16 protein-coding genes are annotated in these 19,252 nt (G+C 65.3%); 10 read left to right on the forward strand and 6 right to left on the reverse strand.

Going from position 1 to position 19,252, the window contains the following annotated elements; genetic code table 11:
* Positions 1–18: 18 nt before the first annotated feature.
* Together yfbR and QUW25_RS09270 are read right to left on the reverse strand one after the other, a co-directional pair.
* Positions 19–621 (reverse strand): 5'-deoxynucleotidase, encoded by a 603-nt coding sequence (gene yfbR, locus QUW25_RS09265; RefSeq protein WP_289511928.1) that lies wholly within the window; start codon positions 619–621, stop codon positions 19–21.
* Between the two features lie 93 nt (positions 622–714).
* Positions 715–2,382, reverse strand: coding sequence for a putative manganese-dependent inorganic diphosphatase (locus QUW25_RS09270; protein WP_289511929.1), 1,668 nt, complete (start codon positions 2,380–2,382; stop codon positions 715–717).
* Positions 2,383–2,563: 181 nt separating this feature from the next.
* Here QUW25_RS09270 and ettA point away from each other — a divergent pair, with 181 nt between their 5' ends.
* The 6 genes from ettA to QUW25_RS09300 all read left to right on the forward strand — a co-directional run bounded on the left by ettA (position 2,564) and on the right by QUW25_RS09300 (position 11,024).
* Positions 2,564–4,243, forward strand: a complete 1,680-nt coding sequence (gene ettA, locus QUW25_RS09275) for an energy-dependent translational throttle protein EttA (RefSeq protein ID WP_289511930.1) — start codon at positions 2,564–2,566, stop codon at positions 4,241–4,243.
* A gap of 185 nt (positions 4,244–4,428) precedes the next feature.
* Positions 4,429–5,397, forward strand: a complete 969-nt coding sequence (locus tag QUW25_RS09280; RefSeq protein WP_289511931.1) for an L-lactate dehydrogenase — start codon at positions 4,429–4,431, stop codon at positions 5,395–5,397.
* 257 nt (positions 5,398–5,654) lie between these two features.
* A complete protein-coding gene (locus QUW25_RS09285; protein WP_289511932.1) occupies positions 5,655–6,407 on the forward strand; it encodes an ABC transporter ATP-binding protein in 753 nt (250 codons plus the stop codon).
* Positions 6,407–8,203 (forward strand): putative ABC transporter permease subunit, encoded by a 1,797-nt coding sequence (locus QUW25_RS09290; RefSeq protein WP_289511933.1) that lies wholly within the window; start codon positions 6,407–6,409, stop codon positions 8,201–8,203. Before QUW25_RS09285 ends, QUW25_RS09290 begins: the two co-directional genes overlap by 1 nt.
* A gap of 142 nt (positions 8,204–8,345) precedes the next feature.
* Positions 8,346–9,227 carry a CPBP family intramembrane glutamic endopeptidase gene (locus tag QUW25_RS09295; protein ID WP_289511934.1) on the forward strand — a complete coding sequence of 294 codons (882 nt, stop codon included), beginning with the start codon at positions 8,346–8,348 and terminating at the stop codon, positions 9,225–9,227.
* Positions 9,228–9,278: 51 nt separating this feature from the next.
* Positions 9,279–11,024, forward strand: coding sequence for a Tat pathway signal sequence (locus QUW25_RS09300; RefSeq protein ID WP_289511935.1), 1,746 nt, complete (start codon positions 9,279–9,281; stop codon positions 11,022–11,024).
* Positions 11,025–11,045: 21 nt separating this feature from the next.
* Here QUW25_RS09300 and QUW25_RS09305 read toward each other — a convergent pair whose 3' ends face one another.
* Positions 11,046–12,050 (reverse strand): asparaginase, encoded by a 1,005-nt coding sequence (locus tag QUW25_RS09305; RefSeq protein WP_289511936.1) that lies wholly within the window; start codon positions 12,048–12,050, stop codon positions 11,046–11,048.
* A gap of 2 nt (positions 12,051–12,052) precedes the next feature.
* On the reverse strand, positions 12,053–12,886 hold the full coding sequence (locus QUW25_RS09310) for a Cof-type HAD-IIB family hydrolase (RefSeq protein WP_289511937.1): 834 nt from the start codon (positions 12,884–12,886) through the stop codon (positions 12,053–12,055).
* 594 nt (positions 12,887–13,480) lie between these two features.
* On the opposite strand from QUW25_RS09310, the gene QUW25_RS09315 reads away from it, so the two are divergent.
* The gene (locus QUW25_RS09315; protein WP_289511938.1) at positions 13,481–14,053 is read left to right on the forward strand and encodes a DUF559 domain-containing protein; all 573 of its coding nucleotides are present in this window, start codon (positions 13,481–13,483) and stop codon (positions 14,051–14,053) included.
* A 73-nt stretch (positions 14,054–14,126) separates the two neighbouring features.
* On the opposite strand, the gene QUW25_RS09320 is transcribed toward QUW25_RS09315, so the two are convergent.
* Positions 14,127–15,608 (reverse strand): DUF1846 domain-containing protein, encoded by a 1,482-nt coding sequence (locus QUW25_RS09320; RefSeq protein ID WP_289511939.1) that lies wholly within the window; start codon positions 15,606–15,608, stop codon positions 14,127–14,129.
* Between the two features lie 74 nt (positions 15,609–15,682).
* On the reverse strand, positions 15,683–16,060 hold the full coding sequence (locus QUW25_RS09325) for a hypothetical protein (protein WP_289511940.1): 378 nt from the start codon (positions 16,058–16,060) through the stop codon (positions 15,683–15,685).
* A 180-nt stretch (positions 16,061–16,240) separates the two neighbouring features.
* On the opposite strand from QUW25_RS09325, the gene QUW25_RS09330 reads away from it, so the two are divergent.
* From QUW25_RS09330 to QUW25_RS09340, 3 genes are read left to right on the forward strand one after another with little or no spacing between them, the layout of a single operon-like run.
* Complete coding sequence (locus QUW25_RS09330; RefSeq protein WP_289511941.1) at positions 16,241–17,527, forward strand: esterase family protein; 1,287 nt, start codon at positions 16,241–16,243, stop codon at positions 17,525–17,527.
* Entirely contained in the window at positions 17,528–18,808 is a 1,281-nt protein-coding gene (locus QUW25_RS09335; RefSeq protein ID WP_289511942.1) for an ATP-grasp domain-containing protein, read from the forward strand.
* Complete coding sequence (locus QUW25_RS09340; RefSeq protein WP_289511943.1) at positions 18,729–19,199, forward strand: GNAT family N-acetyltransferase; 471 nt, start codon at positions 18,729–18,731, stop codon at positions 19,197–19,199. The genes QUW25_RS09335 and QUW25_RS09340 overlap by 80 nt, the downstream gene beginning before the upstream one ends.
* Positions 19,200–19,252 lie beyond the last annotated feature (53 nt).

The raw sequence follows: 19,252 nt of genomic DNA on the forward strand, positions 1-19,252 counted from the left end.
ACACGTCCCCTTTTGACACTACAGCAGCTCGTCGAGGGTGGCGCCGTAGGAGGGGAGAAACTCCGCCACAAAGTCCGCGACCTCGGGCAGCTCCGCTGCCATTCCGTCCACCGCGGCCCTACAGGTCTTCTCGGCGCTCTCAAACTCGGCGTTTCCGGAGCGCGCCTCGTCGACGCACTTGATGAGCGCGGAGATCTTGTCGGCGGCTTTCACCAGCCGGCGCAGGTAGAGCTCGTCCGCGCTGGCGTCCTCTCCCGCCCAGAACACCCCCTCAAAGACGGGGCGCAGGTCATCCGGCAGCGCGGCAACGAGCCGCTCCTCGGCGTTCTTCTCCACCGCCCTGTATGCGTCCCGGATCTCCCCGTCGTGGTACTTCACGGGCGTGGGCATGTCACCGGTGATGATTTCCGAGGCGTCGTGGTAGAGCGCCACGAGGGCCGCGCGCTCGGCATCAAGCGAGCGGCCAAAGCGCACGTTGCCAATGACGCACAGCATGTGGGCGATAAGCGCCACCTCGAGCGAGTGCTCGGAGAGGTTCTCGGCGCGCGAGCTGCGCATGAGCGCCCAGCGCTCGATGTACTTCATGCGGGAGAGCAGCGCGAGGAAGTGGGACTCTGCCATGGGAACTCCTTGGGACGTCCGGTTGTCGCAGCAATGATATACCGCCCGCCGGACACACTCCGACGGGCGGCAAGACGACACGTGGGCCGCGGGCTAGAGGACGTCCTCCTGGATGCTCTGTAGCGTTGCCATGAGCGCAGGGATGACCTGCTTCTTGCGGCTCACCACGCCCGGCAGGCGCGCCATGCCGTTCTCCGGGTCCGTGTCAAAGGCGCGCGCGACGATGTCCTCGGCGCCCTCGCCGTACCAGAGGACCTCGCTCGAGGAGCTCTTGACGTCGGTGAACAGGTAGAAGACGAGCGGCAGCTCCTCGAGGGCGGCCGCCTCGGCGAGGTAGGGCCCCACGAGCTTCTCGGCGGCCTTGCGGCTGCGCTCGGTCATGTAGCTGCCCTGGCCCACGCCAAACTTGACGTTGCCGCGACTGAAGATCTTGAAATCGGAGTTGAAGACCTCCTCGGCGGTGCGCCCGGTGAGGTCGGCGCCGGCCTCAAACATCTCGTCGGCGTACTCGTCGATGTCCACCTCGGCGATCTTCGCGAGCGCGGCGGCCGTGTCGCGGTCGACCTGGGTGCAGGTGGGGGAGCGGAACGCCAGCGTGTCGGAGAGAATGGCCGAGAGCATGAGACCGGCCACGTCCTTGGGGATCTCAACGCCGTTCTCGCGATACATCATGTAGACGATCGTGCAGGTGCAGCCCACCGGCATGTTGCGGAAGTAGGCCGGCCCGGAGGTCTCGATGGAGCCGATGCGGTGGTGGTCGATGATCTCCATGATCTCCGCCTGCTCGAGGCCCTCCACGGACTGCGAGCGCTCGTTGTGGTCAACGAGAATGACGTGCTTCTTCTTGGCCGCAAGGAGGTTGGGGGAGCTCACGAGGCCCACGTACTTGCTGTTCTCGTCAATGACGGGGAAGAAGCGGTGACGCGAGTGGGCCATCATCTTGCGCGCGTCGTCAACGGAGGTGTTGACGCTCACCTTGAGGATGCCCTCGCGCAGCATCTTGGCGCGCACGGGGATGGACATCGAGATGATGCGCGCCGCGGCGTAGGTGTCGTAGGGCGTGGTGATGATGGAGCAGCCGTGTCGCTCGGCCGAGGAGATGACCTTGCTCGAGATGTGCGCGCTGCAGCACACCACGAGGCAGCTCGCCTCGCTCTCAACGGCAAACTGCTGCGTCTCGTAGCGGTTCGTCACAAGCACGATGTCGCCGGGCTTGACGGTGTCCTCCATCATCTCGGGCGTGGTGCCCACGCGGACGCTGCCGCTGGTAACGCGGCCCGTGGGGTCGCCGAGGATCATCTCGCCCTTGAGCGTGTCGACGATGTTGGCGTAGCAGGTGTTGGACTCGCCGATGACGCTCATGTCAAAGACGTCCATGTTGGCGTTGGCGATGTCCTTGACCGCGATCAGGCCCTCGAGGTTGTTCTCGTCGTCGGTGACGCAGAGAGTGTCCGCCTTGGCCTCGCGCATGAGGTTCCATGCGGAGAAGAGGCTCATCTCGCCGTCGATGCCGCCCTGGCGCTGGATCTCCGTGTCCTTGATCTGGGGGGTGACGGAGGTGATGAGCTCGGGCTCGTTGAAATTGAAGTGCTTGAGCACGAAGGCGGTCTCGCGGTTGATGGCGCCGGCGCGGCGCGGCTCGTAGATGGTCGTGTGCTCGATCTCGTTCTTGAGGTGAGCGTAGGCAATCGCAGAGCAGATGCTGTCCGTGTCCGGATGCAGGTGCCCTATGACGTTGACCTTGCGGATTCCCTCTGGCATGGCCTTCCTTTCCCCCTGGTGGTACCTCGTACGATTGTGCCACGCAAACGGGGGCAATTTGCCGCTCGCAAGCGCGAACGGTAGAAATCGTGCAGGTCACGTGAACGTGCGCGCGCCATGGGTGCCGGGCCTTTCGGTAAGATGGGGGGCAAGAAGTTCCCCGCGAGAAGGCGAGAAACCCATGGCAGAGTTTGTCTATCAGCTCATTCGCGCCCGCAAGGCCGTGCACGACAAGGTCATCCTCGACGACGTCACGGTGGGCGTCTTCCCCGGCGCCAAGATCGGCGTGGTGGGCCCCAACGGCGCCGGCAAGTCCACGCTGCTCAAGGTCATGGCCGGTCTCGAGGACGTCTCCAACGGCGAGGCCATGCTGAGCCCGGGCTACACCGTGGGCATCCTCCAGCAGGAGCCCCCGCTGGACGAGGACAAGACCGTCCGCGAGAACATCGAGCTGGCCTTTGGCGACCTGCTCGCCAAGATCAAGCGCTTCAACCAGGTGAGCGCCGAGATGGCCGACCCCGACGCGGACTTCGACGCCCTCATGGCCGAGATGGGCCGGCTCCAAGACGAGATCGACGCCGCCAACGGCTGGGACCTGGACTCCCAGCTCTCGCAGGCCATGGACGCGCTGCAGTGCCCGGACCCGGACGCGCCCGTCTCCATCCTCTCCGGCGGCGAGCGCCGTCGCGTGGCCCTGTGCAAGCTGCTGCTTGAGGCGCCCGACCTGCTGCTCCTTGACGAGCCCACCAACCACCTGGACGCCGAGTCGGTCCTCTGGCTCGAGCAGTTCCTGCACCGCTACCCCGGCGCCGTCATGGCCGTCACGCACGACCGCTACTTCCTCGACGACGTGGCCGAGTGGATCTGCGAGGTGGACCGCGGTCAGCTCTATCCCTACGAGGGCAACTACTCCACCTACCTGGAGAAGAAGGCCGCGCGCCTGGAGGCCCAGAGCCAGCAGGACGCCCGCCGCGCCAAGAAGATGAAGGCCGAGCTCGAGTGGGTGCGCTCCAGCCCCAAGGCGCGTCAGGCCAAGAACCGCGCGCGTCTGGAGCGCTACGAGCAGATGGAGGCCGAGGCCCGCGCCTCCAAGCGCGTGGACTTCACCGACATCCACATCCCCGTGGGCCCGCGCCTGGGCGCCAAGGTGCTCGAGGCCGAGCACCTCTGCAAGAGCTTCGGCGACCGCGTGCTCATCGACGACCTCAGTTTCTCGCTGCCGCGCAACGGCATCGTGGGCGTGATCGGCCCCAACGGCGTGGGCAAGTCCACGCTCTTCAAGATGATCGTGGGCAAGGAGGCCCCGACCTCCGGCACCCTCGAGGTGGGCGAGTCCGTGCAGCTCTCCTACGTCGACCAGATGCGCGAGGGCCTGGACGCCGAGAAGACCCTCTGGGAGGTCGTCTCCGGCGGCAACGACTACATCCGCGTGGGCGAGACCGAGATTCCGAGCCGCGCCTACGTGGCGGCCTTCGGCTTCAAGGGCTCCGACCAGCAGAAGCGCGCCGGCGTGCTCTCCGGCGGCGAGCGCAACCGCCTGAACCTCGCGCTCACCCTCAAGCAGGGCGGCAACCTGCTGCTCCTGGACGAGCCCACCAACGACCTCGACGTCGAGACCCTGGAGTCGCTGGAGGAGGCCCTCGAGGAGTTCCCGGGCTGCTCCGTGGTGATCTCGCACGACCGCTGGTTCCTCGACCGCGTGGCCACCCACATCCTGGCCTGGGAGGGCGACGACGAGCATCCCGGTTGCTGGCACTGGTTTGAGGGCAACTTCGAGGCCTACCAGGCCGACCGCGAGAAGCGCCTCGGTGCCGAGGCCTCCAAGCCGCACCGCCTGCACCGCAAGCTGACCCGCGACTAGATGATGACAATGGTGACAGGGTAGATTGTCATCATTCCGACGTTCTTCTCGCCGAGGCCTCAGCTTACGATTGGCTGAAACATTCTCATCACAGAACGTTCACAACCAGCTAGAATGAAAGGGCGCCCCGCAAGGCGCCCTTTTTGTGACGAGCGGCGCGCAGCGCCAGGACGATAGGAGCATCCATGCACACGGGTGACATCAGGACTCGCAAGGCGGTCATCATCGGTGCGGGGCGCGTGGGCAGCCACGTTGCGCTCTGCCTCATGAACCAGCACCTCGTGAACGAGATCGTCTTTCTGGACGTCAACGCCGAGGCCGCCCGTGCCCAGGCGCTTGACCTCGATGACCTGGCCTCCGGTCTCGGTGACTCCTTCACCATCCGCGTGGGCGACTACTCCGACTGCGCCGACGCCCACTTTGTGATCCTCACCGCCGGCCGCAGCCGCCGCCCGGGTGAGACGCGCCTCCAGATGCTCGACGGCACCATCAAGGTGCTCGACGGCATCGTGGGCCCGCTCAAGGAGTCCGGCTTCCACGGCATCCTAATCAGCGTCTCCAACCCGGCGGACATCGTCGTGGAGTACCTCTACCGCAAGCTCGACCTGCCGCGCAACCAGGTCTTTGGCACCGGCACCTCGCTCGACTCCGCGCGCCTGCGCCGCGTGCTCTCCGAGACCATCGACGTCTCCAGCCGCCAGATCCAGGCCTTCTGCATGGGCGAGCACGGCGACTCGATGTTCATCCCCACCTCGCGCATCTCCGTCGAGGGCATTGGCCTGCGCGAGTACCTCTCGCTGCGTGACGACGTGGTGGACACCATCGACTTTGACGACGTCATGCGCCGCGTCCGCGAGTCCGGCGCCGCGATCATCGCCGGCAAGGGCTGCACCGAGTTTGGCATCGCCTCCGTAGTGGCCGCGCTCGTGACCTCGATCCTGCACAACGAGAAGCGCGTGGTGCCGCTCTCCGCCCACCTCGACGGCGAGTACGGCGAGTCCGGCATCTCCGCCGGCGTGCCGTGCGTCATCGGCAGCACCGGCGTGGACTCCGTGCTGGAGATCGACCTCTCCTACGACGAGCGCCGCGCGATGCGCAAGTCCTGCTCGATCATTCGCGACTACTGCGAGAAGGTCATGCCTGCCGACGAGTAGCGTCCCCGCAGCAACAGCCATCCCTACTCGTAACGGCCGGTGATGACAAAGGCGACATGATGACAAAGGTGACAGGGTAAGTTGTCATGAAATACTTTTCATGACAACTTACCCTGTCACCTTTGTCATCATGTCGCCTTTGTCACCGAACCTGCCCCGAGCCGCTTACCAAACCGTCACTCAAAACTTGCCGGGGGGGGGGTTCTCCTGAGGTAGAATGGCGCGCGTGACCGCTTGGCCCCAAAGACGGGAGACCCATGATCAAGATTGACCACGTGTCCAAGTCCTACGACGGAGGTGCCACCAAGGCGGTGCGCGACCTCTCCCTCGAGATAAAGTCCGGCGAGATCTTCGGCCTGCTCGGCCCCAACGGAGCGGGCAAGTCCACGCTGCTCAACATGCTTGCCGGCGTGCTCGCGCCCAGCTCGGGAACCATCGAGCTCGACGGCATCAACGTTGTCGCGGACCCGCTCGCCGCCAAGCGCAACCTCTGCTATGTGAGCGACTCGCCCGACCATCTGCTGCGCCTCAAGGGCCACGAGTTCCTGCGTTTCATCGCGGACGTCTACGAGGTGCCGGATGCCGTGCGCGGCCCGCGCATCGCCGAGCTCGCGCACGAGTACGGCATGGAGGGCGAGCTGGACAACCAGATCCAGTCCTACTCCCACGGCATGCGTCAGAAGATGATGATCATGGGCGCCCTTCTGCCCGACCCGGCCATCTGGATCCTCGACGAGCCCATGACCGGCCTTGACCCCAAGGCGTCGTGGCTGCTCAAGCAGTCCATGCGCCGTCACGCGGACGCGGGCAAGACCGTGCTCTTCTCCACCCACGTGCTCGACGTGGCCGAGAAGGTCGTGGACCGCGTGGGCGTGATCGCCCACGGCGAGCTGCTCTTCGTGGGTACCGTTGACGAGATGCGCGAGCACTTCCGCATGGGCGGCTCGCTCGAGGAGATGTTCCTCGAGCTCACCTCGGACGAGTCCCCGCTCGCCGAGGAGGCAGAGTAATGGCGCGCGCGGCAGCCCAGGGCTTCTCCTGGCGTCAGTTCAAGGTGATGCTGCGTGTGGTGATCAAGGGCGAGCAGCACCTCGACAGCACGGGCATGGGCATCGGTGGGAACGAGTCCGCCGAGAAGCGCAAGGGGCTCTGGGGCAAGCTCGGCTCGGGTGCGCGCAAGGTGGCGATGGGCTTCCTCTTTCTGATCGTGGCCGCGCTGTTCTTCATGATGGGCTACATGCTGGGGGAGATGGGCACCACGCCGTACCTGGCATTTAGCCTCTGCGTGGTGTGCCTTGTGGGCCTCACGGTGCTCACGGGCCTCTACCAGGCCGTGAACATCCTCTACTTTGTGCGCGACCTCAGCTACTACCTCACCCTTCCGCTCTCGGCCACCACGATCATGTGGGCCAAGCTCGTCCACTTCCTTGGGATGTCCCTGCTCGGCGACCTCATCATTCTTCCGGTGGGGCTGGGGTGCCTGCTCGCCAACGGTGCCGCGCCGGGTGCGTGGGTTGCCATGGTGCTCGCGTTTGCGCTGTGCGCCGTGGCCGTTAACCTAGCACTCGTGATCTTCTGCGTGCCCATCATGCGCTTCTCGCGCCTTGCGCACGACAAGGATCTCTTCTCGCGCGTCTTTGGTGGGCTCGTCATCGTGCTCGCGCTCGCTGTTGGCGTGGGCAGCCAGTTTGCCTTCCGGGGAGACGGGCTGGTGTCGCTGGCCTCCGGCTCGGGCGAGCTGCTCTCGGGCGGCGTTCCCGCGGTCGTGGTGGGCGTGCTGTGCCCGCCCTCGCTTCTTGCGCGTCCGGTTATTGAAGGCGACGCACTCGGCGCGCTTGCTGGTCTCGTTGGCATGCTCGCGAGCGTGGCGGTCTACGCGGCCATTCTCTCCGCGATCGCGCGTCGCTGGTACTTTGAGGGCGTGCAGGCGCTCCAGGGCGCGGGCGGCAAGCGTGGCCGTCGCGTGGAGGGCACCGAGCTCGCACAGGCAACGCGCACGCGCGGCGCGCTCGCCGCCAACCTCAGCCGCGACTGGAAGATGATGGTGCGCGTGCCGGTGTTCTTCAACCAGTTTGTTCTGAGCTCGCTGCTCATGCCGCTCTACTTCATCGCCATCTTTGCGGTGAGCGGCTTTGTGGGCGTCTCGCAGGCCTCCGACGCCGGGCTGGACCCGACGATGATCCTCGAGATGGCTCGCTCGCTCACGGGGCTTTTCACCTTCGACAGTCCCGCGCTCGTGTGGTGTGCGGTGGGCGTGCTCGTCTTTGGCCTCTTCCTCAGCTTCTCGGCCTACTCGTTCACGATGGGCGTGAGCCGTGACGGCGAGGACTTCTTCTTCATGCGCGGCCTGCCCATGAACTGGGGCGCGTACCTCATCTCGAAGTTTGTCTCGCCGTTTCTGCTCTCCACGGCGCCCATGCTCGTGGTGATTGTGGTGGCGCTGGTGGTGCTGGGCGTGCCGGCTGCCTCCGGCGCGTACCTCGTTGCGATCTATCTGGGCGCCACCGCCTCGCTCGGGCTGCTCTCCCTTGGCCTGGGCGCGTTCTTCCCGCGTCTCACGTGGGACAACGAGGCCCAGCTCGTCAAGGGTGGCGGCGCCACGCTCATGGTCTTTGCGGGGCTTCTTGTGGGCGCGGTCGCCATGGCGCTGCCCGCGCTCGCGCTCCTGGGCTGCTCGCTCTGGAACGTCCTCGAGGCGCCGGTGGCGCTGGGCCTTGCGCTCGCGATCTTTGTTGTGGAGTGCGTGGCGCTCACCTGGTGGGTGCTCGGCCCGTGCGCCCGCCATCTCTCGCGTCTGGAGCGCTAATCCGGTTGGTGACAGAGCTGGTGACAAAGCGACTGATGACAAAGGTGACAGGGTAAACTGTCACCATGGGTTTCATGGTGACAGTTTACCCTGTCACCTTTGTCATCAGTCGCCTTTGTCACCAACCCCGTTGGAGGCAAGCATGGAGGTAGGCATTCCTGGTGAGGGCGGTGAGCCCCCGGCGCCGCGCTACGGCGCGGGCAACGTGGTAAAGTGGCTGCTCGCCGCCATGGCGACGGCCCCTGCGTACCTTCTTGCCCAGACGCTCGCCGCGCTCGTGATGGGCATCGCCCTGCTGACGACCAACGTCGAGCCGCTGTCGTCCTTCGCGGCGTTTTCCGGCCTCGTCCTTGCCGTGCTGTGGTGGCTCTACCTCAGGCCACGGGCGCTCCTGCGCCGCGATGAGGCGCGTCCTTCTCGCCCGGCGCGCGTGGCGGCGCTCGCCTGCGCGCTGCTTGCGCTTGGGGTGGCCCTGCAGGTGGCCATCTCGAGCGCGCTCTCCCTGGTGCTGCCGCTCTTTCCGCAGGTGATGGAAAACTACCTCGAGCTCATGGAGCTCGCCGGCATCACAGACGAGATGGGCCTCATCACGTTCGTTGAGATTGCCGTCCTCGCGCCCCTTGCGGAGGAGGCGCTCTGCCGCGGCGTGGCCCTCGAGTTCTCCCTGCGCGCCTTCTGCCCGGAGTGGCGCTCCGCCGCCCGCCCCGAGGTTCCCGCCGCGCGTTTCTGGGCCGCCAACGTCTTCCAGGCGCTCATCTTTGCCGTCATGCACCTCAACATCGTCCAGGGCTCCTATGCGTTTTTCATCGGGCTGCTGCTCGGCTGGGTCATGCGCCGCACAGGTAGGCTGCGCGCCGCCGTCCTGCTCCACATGGCCGTGAACGCCGCGTCCGAGCTCATGGATGTGCTGGATCCCCTGCTTGGCGGGGCGCTTGTGCCCGCGCTCATGGTTGCCGGTATTGCGTGCGTCGTTCTGGTGCGCGCCGTCGCATGCCTGACCGCGGAGCGCCCCCGCCAGGCGTGAGCGCGTTCTCGGGTATAGTGTCACCACCAACACGCCTGAGAAAGGACCCCGATGCCCGCACAAGGCCCCGACTTCAAAGACCTCTTCGAGCACCTTCGCCGCGAGAAGGGCGGTAAGGGGGCGGCGTCTGGCCCCTCCCTCGTGGACCAGATCGCCAAGTGGAGCCGTCGCGCGCTCATCATTGCCGCCATTGTGCTGGTGGTGGCGCTCGTCGTGTGCTACTGGTGGTTCCACCCCGCGCTCAACCTGGGTAGCCAGCAGGTCTGGACGTGGATTTGCGGCATCGCGCTTCTCGCCATCCTGGCGCTTGCCGTGGCGGCGGCGCGCAGCATCGAGCGGGCGCCGCTCCTCAAGAAGCTCATGGTGCTCCCCGGTGCCGTCATCGCAGCGTTTCTCGTTGGCCTGCTTTTGAGCCAGCCCTTCGTCCCCGGCAACGCCGAGCGCTACGCGACCGTGCTCACCACCACCGACGGCGACTTTGCCACGGACATCCAGCAGGTTGACTACGCCGACGTCCCCGTGATCGACCGCGACTCCGCCATTCTTCTGGGCAACCGCGCCATGGGCTCCATCCCGGAGTACGTGAGCCAGTTTGAGATCGCGGACACCTACAGCCAGATCAACTACCGCGGGCGCCCCGTGCGCGTGAGTCCGCTGGCCTACGCCGACCTCTTCAAGTGGTTCTCCAACCGCGACGCGGGCGTCCCGGCGTACGTCATCGTGGATATGGTGACCCAGGAGGCCGAGGTCGTGCGCCTTGAGCAGCCGATCCTCTACTCGGACTCCGAGCCGCTCATGCGCAACGCCGACCGTCACGTGCAGCTCTCCTACCCGAGCTACATGTTTGACCAGAAGTCCTTTGAGCTGGACGAGGAGGGCAACCCCTGGTGGGTCTACCCCGTGCAGAGAAAGACGATCGGCCTCTTTGGCGGCACCACCATCGCGCGCGTGGTGCTCCTGAACGCCTGCACCGGCGAGACGCTGGACTTCGCCGTTGAGGAGTGCCCCACGTGGGTCGACCGCGCCTACCCGGCGGACCTGCTCATCGAGCAGTACAACTGGAGCGGCGCCTACCAGGGCGGCTGGCTCAACTCATGGCTGGGCCAGGAGGGCGTTGTGCGCACCACGAGCGGCACCAACGGCGAGCTGGGCTACAACTACCTGGCGCAGGGCGAGGACATCTATCTCTACACGGGCGTGAGCTCGGTGACCGCCGACAACTCAAACGTGGGCTTCATCCTGGTGAATCAGCGCACGGGGGACTCGCGCTACTACGCGCTCGAGCGCGGCGGCGCCACAGAGGACTCCGCGATGGCTTCGGCCGAGGGCCAGGTCCAGCACCTCGGCTACCAGGCAACCTACCCGCTGCTGCTCAACGTGGCCGGCCAGCCCACGTACTTCATGGCGCTCAAGGACGCCGCGGGCCTGGTGAAGATGTACGCGATGATCAACGTCGAGCAGTACCAGAGTGTGGCGACGGGCTCGACGGTTGAGGAATGTCAGGAGGGCTACCTCACGATGCTTGCCGCCGACGGCCTGCTCTCCGAGGATGCCGCGGCTGACGCCTCCTCGCAGCGCGAGGTCACGGGCGTGGTGGCCACGGTCGCGCAGGCCGTGGTCGAGGGCAACTCGCACTTCTACGTGACGCTCGAGGACGACCCCGCCGGGACGATCTACGACTTCGCCCTGCCGGAGCTGATCGAGATCGTGATGTACCAGCCGGGCGACACCATCGCGTTCCGTTGTGGCGAGAAGATTGAGGGCCTCGCAACGGTCACGGTGAGCGAGCTGCTCTAGGCGCGCCAGGCCGCCGGGCGGCTAGCGCGGCATGCGGTCGTGGTTGATCGGCTCGTAGAAGAGGCGCGCAACCTCGGCTGAGCTGCGGGTCTGCCCGAGCGCCCACATGGTCTTGGCGACGAGCGCCTCGGTGGTCATGTCGTCGCCCTTGAGGATGCCGTCCTTCTCGGCGTAGGCGTGGCCCACCTCGTAGACGCCAAGGTTGAGGCCCTCCTCGGGCACCTGGGTGGTCACAACGAGCGTGCGGCCGGAGTCGACCCAGTCAAAGATCGCGCGCTGGTAGGAGCCACCGAGGTCGGGGATGCCGCCGATGCCAAAGGTTTCGAGGATGATGGCGTCGTAGTCGCGGCGCAGGAGCTCGAAGATGCTCGGCTGGAGCTCGGGCGTGAGCTTGAGGACGATGACGCGCTCGTTGAGCGAGTCATAGAAGCGGGGCGCCTCGCCGCTCTTCTCGGCGGGGATTGCGCCGGCTGCCCTTACGACCTTATCGCCGCGCAGGTAGGCGAGGGAGGGGTAGTTCATGCTCGTGAAGGCGTTGAAGCTCATCGTGCGCTGCTTGCGGGCGCGCGTGCCGCAGATGACCTTGCCGCCAAAGACCACGCTGACGTCGCGGGACGCCGGGTCGCAGGCGTAGAGGACGCTGTGGTAGAGGTTGAGCTTGGCGTCGGTGAAGGGGTTGGCCATGGGCTGCTGGGAGCCGGTGAGCACGATGGGCTTCTCGCTGCCGCGAATGAGGTAGGAGAGGGCGGCGGCGGTGTAGGCCATCGTGTCCGTGCCGTGCAGGATGACAAAGCCGTCGTAGGCGTCGTAGGCGTCGCGGATGATGCCCGCGATGCGCAGCCAGTCGCGCGGGCGCATGTTGGTGCTGTCGATGTTCATGGGCTGGGTGAAGTCCAGCTCGCAGAGGGTGTCGAGCAGCGGGACCTGCTGGGCGAGCTCGCGACCGGTCATGGTGGGCGCAAGCCCCGAGCCGTCCTCGGTTGAGGCAATGGTGCCGCCGGTGGCGATGATGAGGATGCGCTTCATGGCTACGCCTCCTGAGGGGCGCCGAGGAGGAAGCGGTGAATGGCTTCCGCGCAGCCGTCGTGGTCGTTGTCGGAAACGATGACGTCAGCCGCTGCGCGGGCGTTCTCGTTGGCGTTGCCCATGGCTACGGAGAGCCCGGCGCATTGGAGCATGGGGAGGTCGTTGTCAGCGTCACCCACGGCGATGGTCGCCTCGCGGGGGATGCCGAGCAGGTCTGCGAGGGCGAGCAGGCCCGAGCCCTTGTCGACCCCGGCGGGGGAGAACTCGAGGCTTGCGGTCTCGGAGTCGGCGAGCTCAACGGGCAGGGCCTCGACGCGGGCACGAACGCGGGTGCGCGCGTCGGGACTGGCAAAGTGGAAGATGAACTTCTGGTAGCGCGCCGTGGGGTCGAGCATCGTTTTGCGGATGTCTTCGACCTGCGTTGCCGTTGCGCGATACATGTCCTGGTAGATACCCATGCTGTAGTGGGGCATGTTCTCAATGTGGGAGGTCTGGCAGAAGTAGCCGCGGCCGAGGAAGACGTCGATCATCGCGTCCTCGTCTCCGAGCGCCTCAACGGCGGCGGCAACGACCTCGTGGTCGAGCGACTCCGACGAGAGGACGCGGTGCTCAAAGAGATCGTAGATGATCGAGCCGTTGCAGCAGATCGCGTAGCGGACCCTGTCAAAGCTGGCCTGGTCGAGCTCAATCATCTTGGGACAGCGGCCGGAACAGATGGCTACGGTCTTACCTGCGGAAACGGCCTCGTCGATTGCGGCCGTCGAGGACGGCAGGACCCGCTTGCGCGTGTCGAGCAGGGTTCCGTCCATGTCAAAGGCTATGAGCTCGTAATCCACGACTCTCCTCTCGATCAAACCAGCAGAAAGGATACCGCGTAAGCATTTTGGGGGGCAAAGTCGGCGCTTAGTAAAACGCGACCATTACATAAAGGGCTCTCGGGGACCATTTTTTGGCTCTAAAACACCCTTCGTGCAAGGGTCGGCTCGGTACCCAACTAAATGCGAGCAAATGAATAAAAAGCTACATTTAGTCTAGAAAAGCTTCTTAAAACAAAGTAGCATACTAATATGATTACGTTGACTTGGATAACAGCAATGCGCCTGTGGGCTCACAAAGGTCTCCTTGCGAGGCTCGGTGATCCCTGCCGCTCTTCCGGCCTGAGCTGGACAACGGGCTCATTTAAGGAGATTCGTGAGTCTGGCCTTGAGTCGATTGGCGTCGCGCCCACGGTCGGCGATCCGGTGCATGTACTCGTGGATGATCAGACGCATCGACTGGGTTCAAAGCGCGTTAAGTGCCACGTGTGGTCCGGTAGGCTACCGGCGGGGTCTTTGTATCAGCTCATGCCCGGTGTGCTCATTACTTCGCCGGCTTTTTGCTGCCTGCAGTCCGCGTTTGACTCGAGCTGTCCGCGCGCTGTCGCAACGATGATGGAGTGCCTTGGAACATATGGGAAAGTGACGAGCACGCGTGGCTTCCTTGATCGCGATTCGCTCCTCACAAGAGACGAGCTCGCTGGGTATATCGAAAGCGCCAGAGGATGTCGGGGTGTCAAAAATGCCCGTCGCGCGCTCGGCCTCGCGCTGTTTCCCGCTCGGTCTCCCCTCGAGACCAAGACGGCAATAATCCTGACCCTTCCTACAAAAATGGGAGGATATGGGCTTCCTCGGCCAGAGCTGAACTCTCTCATCTGCTTTAGACCGGAGGAGCTGAAGCTGTGCCAAGCTCCGAGGTATGAGGTGGACCTATGCTGGGAAAAGCAGAGAACGATCGTTGAGGTTGACAGCTATCAGTATCACGTTGGGACGGAGAAACTTGACGCGGACGCCATGAAGCGCAACACCTTGAAAAGCCTTGGATGGAAGGTGAACAGCGTAACGTCAGGTCAGCTCTCGGGTGATGCGCTTGACGTTTTGGCGCGACAGCTCGCAAGGGATCTTGGCGTTAAGGGGAAGCAGCCTCCCGCACGAATGCGCGACTGGCTGATTGAGGAGCTTGCATAGAATGCGACCCTTACACGAAGGGCGCATCTAAGCCCAAATTACCTCGGGCATGCCCTTCGTGTAAGGGTCGATTTTAGCGGTGATAGTAGCCGCGGCGCTCGTACTTCGGCTCGCAGCAGACGTTGATGCCCAGGTTGCGATAGGTGCTCTTGTCCGCCTCGGAGATGATGACGGAGAAGTAGGCGTCGCAGCCGGCGAGCTGCTCGAGCGCGTCAACGGTGGCCTCGGCCTCGTCGTTTGTTGCGGAGGAGAGCGAGAGCGCAATCAGCATCTCGTCGGAGTGCAGGCGCGGGTTGTGGCTGCGCAGGTGCTCGGTCTTGAGGTGGCAGATGGGCACGAGCGCCTCGGAGCTCACCACATAGGTCTTCTTGGGGATGCCGGCCATGTGCTTGGCGGCGTTGAGCAGAAGTGACGCGGCGGCGCCCATGAGGTCGGAGGTTTTGCCGGTCACGACGGCGCCGTCGGGCAGCACCATCGCGGCGGCGGGACCGCCGGTGGCCTCCTCCTTGGCGAGCGCTGCCTGGTGCGCGGGCGAGTAGTCGCAGGTTACCTCGGCCTGGCTCATGAGCAGCTCGATCTTGTCGAGCGCCTCCTTGCCGCTGCCGGTGCGGCGCAGCTCCTCGGCGGCGGCAAACCACCGGCGCACGATCTCGTTCTTGGCAGCCTCGCGGCAAGCGTCGTCATCGGAGATGCACAGGCCAACCATGTTGACGCCCATGTCGGTGGGGGACTGGTACGGGCTCTCCCCGGCGATCTTCTCCATCATGGCCTTGAGCACAGGAAAGGTCTCCACGTCGCGGTTGTAGTTGACGGTTACCTCGCCGTAGGCCTCGAGATGCCACGGGTCGATGATGTTGCGGTCGTCCAGGTCTGCCGTGGCGGCCTCGTAGGCGATGTTCACGGGATGCTTGAGCGGCAGGTTCCATACGGGGAAGGTCTCGTACTTGGCGTAGCCGGCCTGCACGCCTCGCTTGTTCTCGTGGTAGAGCTGCGAGAGGCAGGTGGCGAGCTTGCCGGAGCCCGGGCCGGGCGCCGTCACCACGACGAGCGGACGCGTGGTCTCGATGTAGTCGTTCTTGCCAAAGCCCTCGTCAGAGACGATGTGGTTGACGTCGGAGGGATAGCCGTCAATGAGGTAGTGGCGCCACACGGAGACGCCCATGCCCTCAAGGCGGCGCTGGAACGCCTCGGCATGCGGCTGGCCGGTGAAGTGCGTGATGCAGATGCCACCCACCATGAGGCCGCGCGCGCGGAACGAGTCCATGAGGCGCAGCGCGTCCTCCTCGTAGGTGATGCCAATGTCCGAGCGGCGCTTGGCGTTCTCGATGTTGTCGGCGTTGATGACGATGATGGCCTCGACGTCGTCCTTGAGGCTCTCGAGCATGCGAATCTTGGAGTCCGGCTCAAAGCCGGGGAGCACGCGGCTCGCGTGATAGTCGTCAAAGAGCTTGCCGCCAAACTCCAGGTAGAGCTTGCCGCCAAACTGCCCGATGCGCTTGCGGATCTTCTCGGCCTGCAGGGAGATGTACTTGTCGTTGTCAAAACCGATGCGCATGGGCGGGGGTCCTCTCTGTGCGTTTTCCAACCAGTAAGGTTAGCACGCCCGCGGGCCCGCGGCGCCGTTCTCCATCAGACAAGCGAGAAGTACAGGAGGTCCGCAACGGTCCCCAGAAGGAGGAAGTCCACGGCCGTCAGGCTTACGGCGGCGCCCCACGGCATGCCGACCTCGTGCCAGAACATGCGGAACGTGTCGTCCTCGTGCGGGGTCATGGTGCCGCTCGGGCGGTCGCGCCCGGAGACGAGCAGGCCGCACCCGCCCGTGATGAGGGCGAGCGCCCCTAGGAGCAGCAGCAGCTTCCGGACCCAGTCGAGGCCCATTTGCCAGTTGAGCCCATGGGCGAGAAACGCAAACACAAACACGACCACACCCAGCGCGAGCGCCGCGAGCGCCCCAAAGCGAAGCACCCTTGCCACCTTGCCAAGGGTTCCTGCCTGCGGATCTGCCATGCGTCCTCCCTGCCTTTGACTGACCACATTGTGCTCCGGGGCGCGCCCGCGCGCAACGGGAAAGCGTTTCGGTCTCGTATCTAGCTTACATAGAGAAAACGCACAGTAACGCTGAAAGCGGTATGATGGCTGATGCATATTCGGGGAATGCAAGGAAAACCGACCTTTTGAGGTGACAAAATGGATAAGAAGAACGTCGCGTGCGGAAGCGCCATCCTTGGCAGGGACATGCACGTAAACGTATATGGCAAGAAGGGCCTGCCCGTCGTGGTCTTCCCGACCATGGCCGCCTCTCCCGAGAGCATCGAGGAAGTGGGCATCGTCGACGAGCTGGCTGACTATCTGGACTCCGGCACCATCCAGCTCTTCTGCACCGAGACGGTTGACGCAGAGTCCTGGGGCGGCAGCGGCGATCCCGCCGAGCGCGCCCAGCTCCAGGAGAGCTTCTATCACTACGTTGTCGACGAGCTCGTGCCGCTCGTTCACAAGGTGAGCAAGTCCAAGGCTCGCCCGCTCGCGCTCGGCTTTGACCTGGGCGCCACGCACGCCGCCATCGCGCTGCTGCGCCGCCCGGACCTCTTCCAGGGCTGCATGTGCCTCTCCGGCTGCTACGACGCTCGTCGCTACTTTGGCGACTGGATGGACGCCACGCTCTACGACAACACGCCGTGCGCGTTTCTCCCCAACATGCCCGCCGACCACCCCTACGTGGCCGTCTACAACCAGCGTCAGCTGCTGTTCTGCACCGGCCAGGACGTCACCGAGGCGGACTGTCTGCGCACCACGCGCGAGATGGACGCCAATCTCGCCCGCCTGGGCGTTGAGGCCTGGTGCGACTACTGGGGCGGCGACGTGACGCACTCCTGGAACTGGTGGAAGAAGCAGCTCCGCTACTTCCTGCCGATCGTGCTCGACGACGTGGAGAAGACCACGGCTGCCGAGAAGTCCGCGCCCAAGAAGCGCGCCACGACCACGCGCAAGAAGTCCGCGACCACCACGAAGGCCGCTGTCGAGGAGAAGCCTGCCGCAAAGGCCGCCGCGGTGAAGGCCGCCGAGAAGGATGAGGCCGCCGTTGCCGAGAAGCCGGCTGCCAAGAAGGCTGCCCCCAAGGCCGCTGCCGCCAAGAAGCCGGCCACCAAGGCCACCGCGGCCAAGGTCGCTGCTACTGAGGCCAAGGCCGAGGAGAAGCCCGCGGCCAAGGCTCCTGCCAGGAAGGCCGCTGCCAAGAAGGCCGTGACGGAGGAGAAGCCCGCCGCCATCGCCAAGGCCGAGAAGCCCGCGGCGCCTGCGAAGGCCACCAAGGCCGCCGCTCCCGCCAAGGCCACCAAGGCCGCGGTTCCCGCGAAGGCCGAGAAGTCGGCTGCCCCCGCCAAGGCCCCTGCCGCCAAGAAGCCTGCCACCAAGGCCGCCACGACCAAGGCCGCTGCCGCCAAGAGGCCGGCGAAGGGCACCTCGAGCGCGAAGTAAATGAACGTCGTCTTTGTCTCTCCGCAGTTCCCGAGCGTCTACTGGCAGTTCTGCGCGGCGCTTCGCCGCAACGGTGCCCGGGCGCTCGGGGTGGGTGACACGCCATGGGAGGCCCTGGCCCCAGAGGTCAGGGCCTCCCTCGATGAGTACTACCGGGTGGACAGCCTCGAGGACTACGACCAGGTGTACCGGGCCGTCGCGTACTTCTCGTACCGCTACGGGAAGCCGGACTGGATCGAGTCGAACAACGAGCACTGGCTGTCGCTCGACGCCCGCCTGCGCGAGGACTTCAACCTCGCGCACGGCCCGCGTCCGGCGGAGGTCGCGCGCTGGCAGAGCAAGGCGGCCCAGAAGCCGCTCTATGCCGCGGCGGGGGTGTCCACGGCGCGCCAGACCCGCCTCACCACTTTTGACGAGACACGCTGGTTCATCGGCGAGATGGGCCACTACCCGGTGTTTGCCAAGCCCGAGGTGGGCGTCGGCGCCTGCGGGACGCGCATTCTGATCAGCGACGAGGACCTCCGCGCCCTTCTCGCCGACCATGGGGACACGCCGTACGTAATCGAGCAGCTGGCGCGGGGCGACATCTGTTCCTGGGATGCGATCCTGGACAGTCGCGGCGAGCCGCTCTTTGAGAACCAGGAGGAGTTTCCGCCGTCGATGGCGGACGTGGTGCACGGCGGGCTGGACATGTCCTACCTCTCGCGGCCGGACGTGGACCCCGCGCTGGCGCGCCTTGGCCGCGCCACGGTCCATGCCTTTGGGCTGGCGAGCCGCTTTGTTCACCTGGAGTTCTTCCGGCTTTTACAGGACCAGCCGGGCTTGGGCTCGGCGGGGGACTACGTGGGGCTTGAGGTGAACGTGCGTCCGCCCGGCGGCCTCACGCCCGAGATGATGAACTACGCCCACGCCACGGACGTCTACCAGATCTGGGCGGACATGCTCTGCTTTGACGAGCGCCGCACGGAGCCGGGCGGGACGGACGCCTATTGCGTCTATGCGAGCCGTCGCGACGCGCACCGCTACGCCCACACCCACGACGAGGTGCTCGCGCGCTGGGGCGAGCATGTGGTCTCGTGCGGGCGGGTGCCCGACGCGCTCTCCGACGACCTGGGCAACTATCAGTACACCGCGCGCCTTGAAACGCAGGGCGAGGCGGACGAGTTCGTGGCATTTGTCCACGAGAGGGAGGGCTTGAGCGATGGAGATTCGCAGGGCGTGCGAGAAGGACCTGGCGGGGGTGCACAGCCTGCTGAGCCAGGTGCTGACGGTTCACGCTGAGGGTCGTCCCGACCTCTTCCGCGCGGGGACGCGCAAGTACACTGACGGGGAGCTGCTCGGCATCTTTGCCGACGACGCGCATCCGGTCTTTGTTGCCGTGGGCGACGACGGTGCGGTGCTCGGCCACGCGTTCTGCGAGGTGCAGGACTTCCGCGGGTCAAACAACATGCAGCCCATCCTGAGCCTCTACATCGACGACATCTGCGTGGACGAGAAGTGCCGCGGGCGTCACGTGGGCACGGCGCTCTACCAGCGCGTCATTGACTTTGCGCGTGAGCTGGGCTGCTACAACGTGACGCTCAACGTGTGGGCGTGCAACCCCGGTGCCCAGCGCTTCTACGAGGCGATGGGGATGGTTCCCCTCAAGACCTGCCTCGAACAGGTGCTGTAACGGAGGGCGGGGCGAGTGGTGACAGGGGCGACGGGGTGGGTTGGTGACAAAGG

The sequence above is a fragment of the Thermophilibacter provencensis genome, from assembly GCF_030372065.1.
GTDB classification, from domain to species: Bacteria; Actinomycetota; Coriobacteriia; order Coriobacteriales; family Atopobiaceae; genus Thermophilibacter; species Thermophilibacter provencensis_A.

What these genes read in the sequence shown, in the direction of transcription:
- yfbR (WP_289511928.1), bottom strand. Translation starts at nt 621, where the DNA reads ATGGCAGAGTCCCACTTCCTCGCGCTGCTCTCCCGCATGAAGTACATC.
- QUW25_RS09270 (WP_289511929.1), bottom strand. Translation starts at nt 2,382, where the DNA reads ATGCCAGAGGGAATCCGCAAGGTCAACGTCATAGGGCACCTGCATCCG.
- ettA (WP_289511930.1), top strand. Translation starts at nt 2,564, where the DNA reads ATGGCAGAGTTTGTCTATCAGCTCATTCGCGCCCGCAAGGCCGTGCAC.
- QUW25_RS09280 (WP_289511931.1), top strand. Translation starts at nt 4,429, where the DNA reads ATGCACACGGGTGACATCAGGACTCGCAAGGCGGTCATCATCGGTGCG.
- QUW25_RS09285 (WP_289511932.1), top strand. Translation starts at nt 5,655, where the DNA reads ATGATCAAGATTGACCACGTGTCCAAGTCCTACGACGGAGGTGCCACC.
- QUW25_RS09290 (WP_289511933.1), top strand. Translation starts at nt 6,407, where the DNA reads ATGGCGCGCGCGGCAGCCCAGGGCTTCTCCTGGCGTCAGTTCAAGGTG.
- QUW25_RS09295 (WP_289511934.1), top strand. Translation starts at nt 8,346, where the DNA reads ATGGAGGTAGGCATTCCTGGTGAGGGCGGTGAGCCCCCGGCGCCGCGC.
- QUW25_RS09300 (WP_289511935.1), top strand. Translation starts at nt 9,279, where the DNA reads ATGCCCGCACAAGGCCCCGACTTCAAAGACCTCTTCGAGCACCTTCGC.
- QUW25_RS09305 (WP_289511936.1), bottom strand. Translation starts at nt 12,050, where the DNA reads ATGAAGCGCATCCTCATCATCGCCACCGGCGGCACCATTGCCTCAACC.
- QUW25_RS09315 (WP_289511938.1), top strand. Translation starts at nt 13,481, where the DNA reads ATGGAGTGCCTTGGAACATATGGGAAAGTGACGAGCACGCGTGGCTTC.
- QUW25_RS09320 (WP_289511939.1), bottom strand. Translation starts at nt 15,608, where the DNA reads ATGCGCATCGGTTTTGACAACGACAAGTACATCTCCCTGCAGGCCGAG.
- QUW25_RS09325 (WP_289511940.1), bottom strand. Translation starts at nt 16,060, where the DNA reads ATGGCAGATCCGCAGGCAGGAACCCTTGGCAAGGTGGCAAGGGTGCTT.
- QUW25_RS09330 (WP_289511941.1), top strand. Translation starts at nt 16,241, where the DNA reads ATGGATAAGAAGAACGTCGCGTGCGGAAGCGCCATCCTTGGCAGGGAC.
- QUW25_RS09335 (WP_289511942.1), top strand. Translation starts at nt 17,528, where the DNA reads ATGAACGTCGTCTTTGTCTCTCCGCAGTTCCCGAGCGTCTACTGGCAG.
- QUW25_RS09340 (WP_289511943.1), top strand. Translation starts at nt 18,729, where the DNA reads ATGGAGATTCGCAGGGCGTGCGAGAAGGACCTGGCGGGGGTGCACAGC.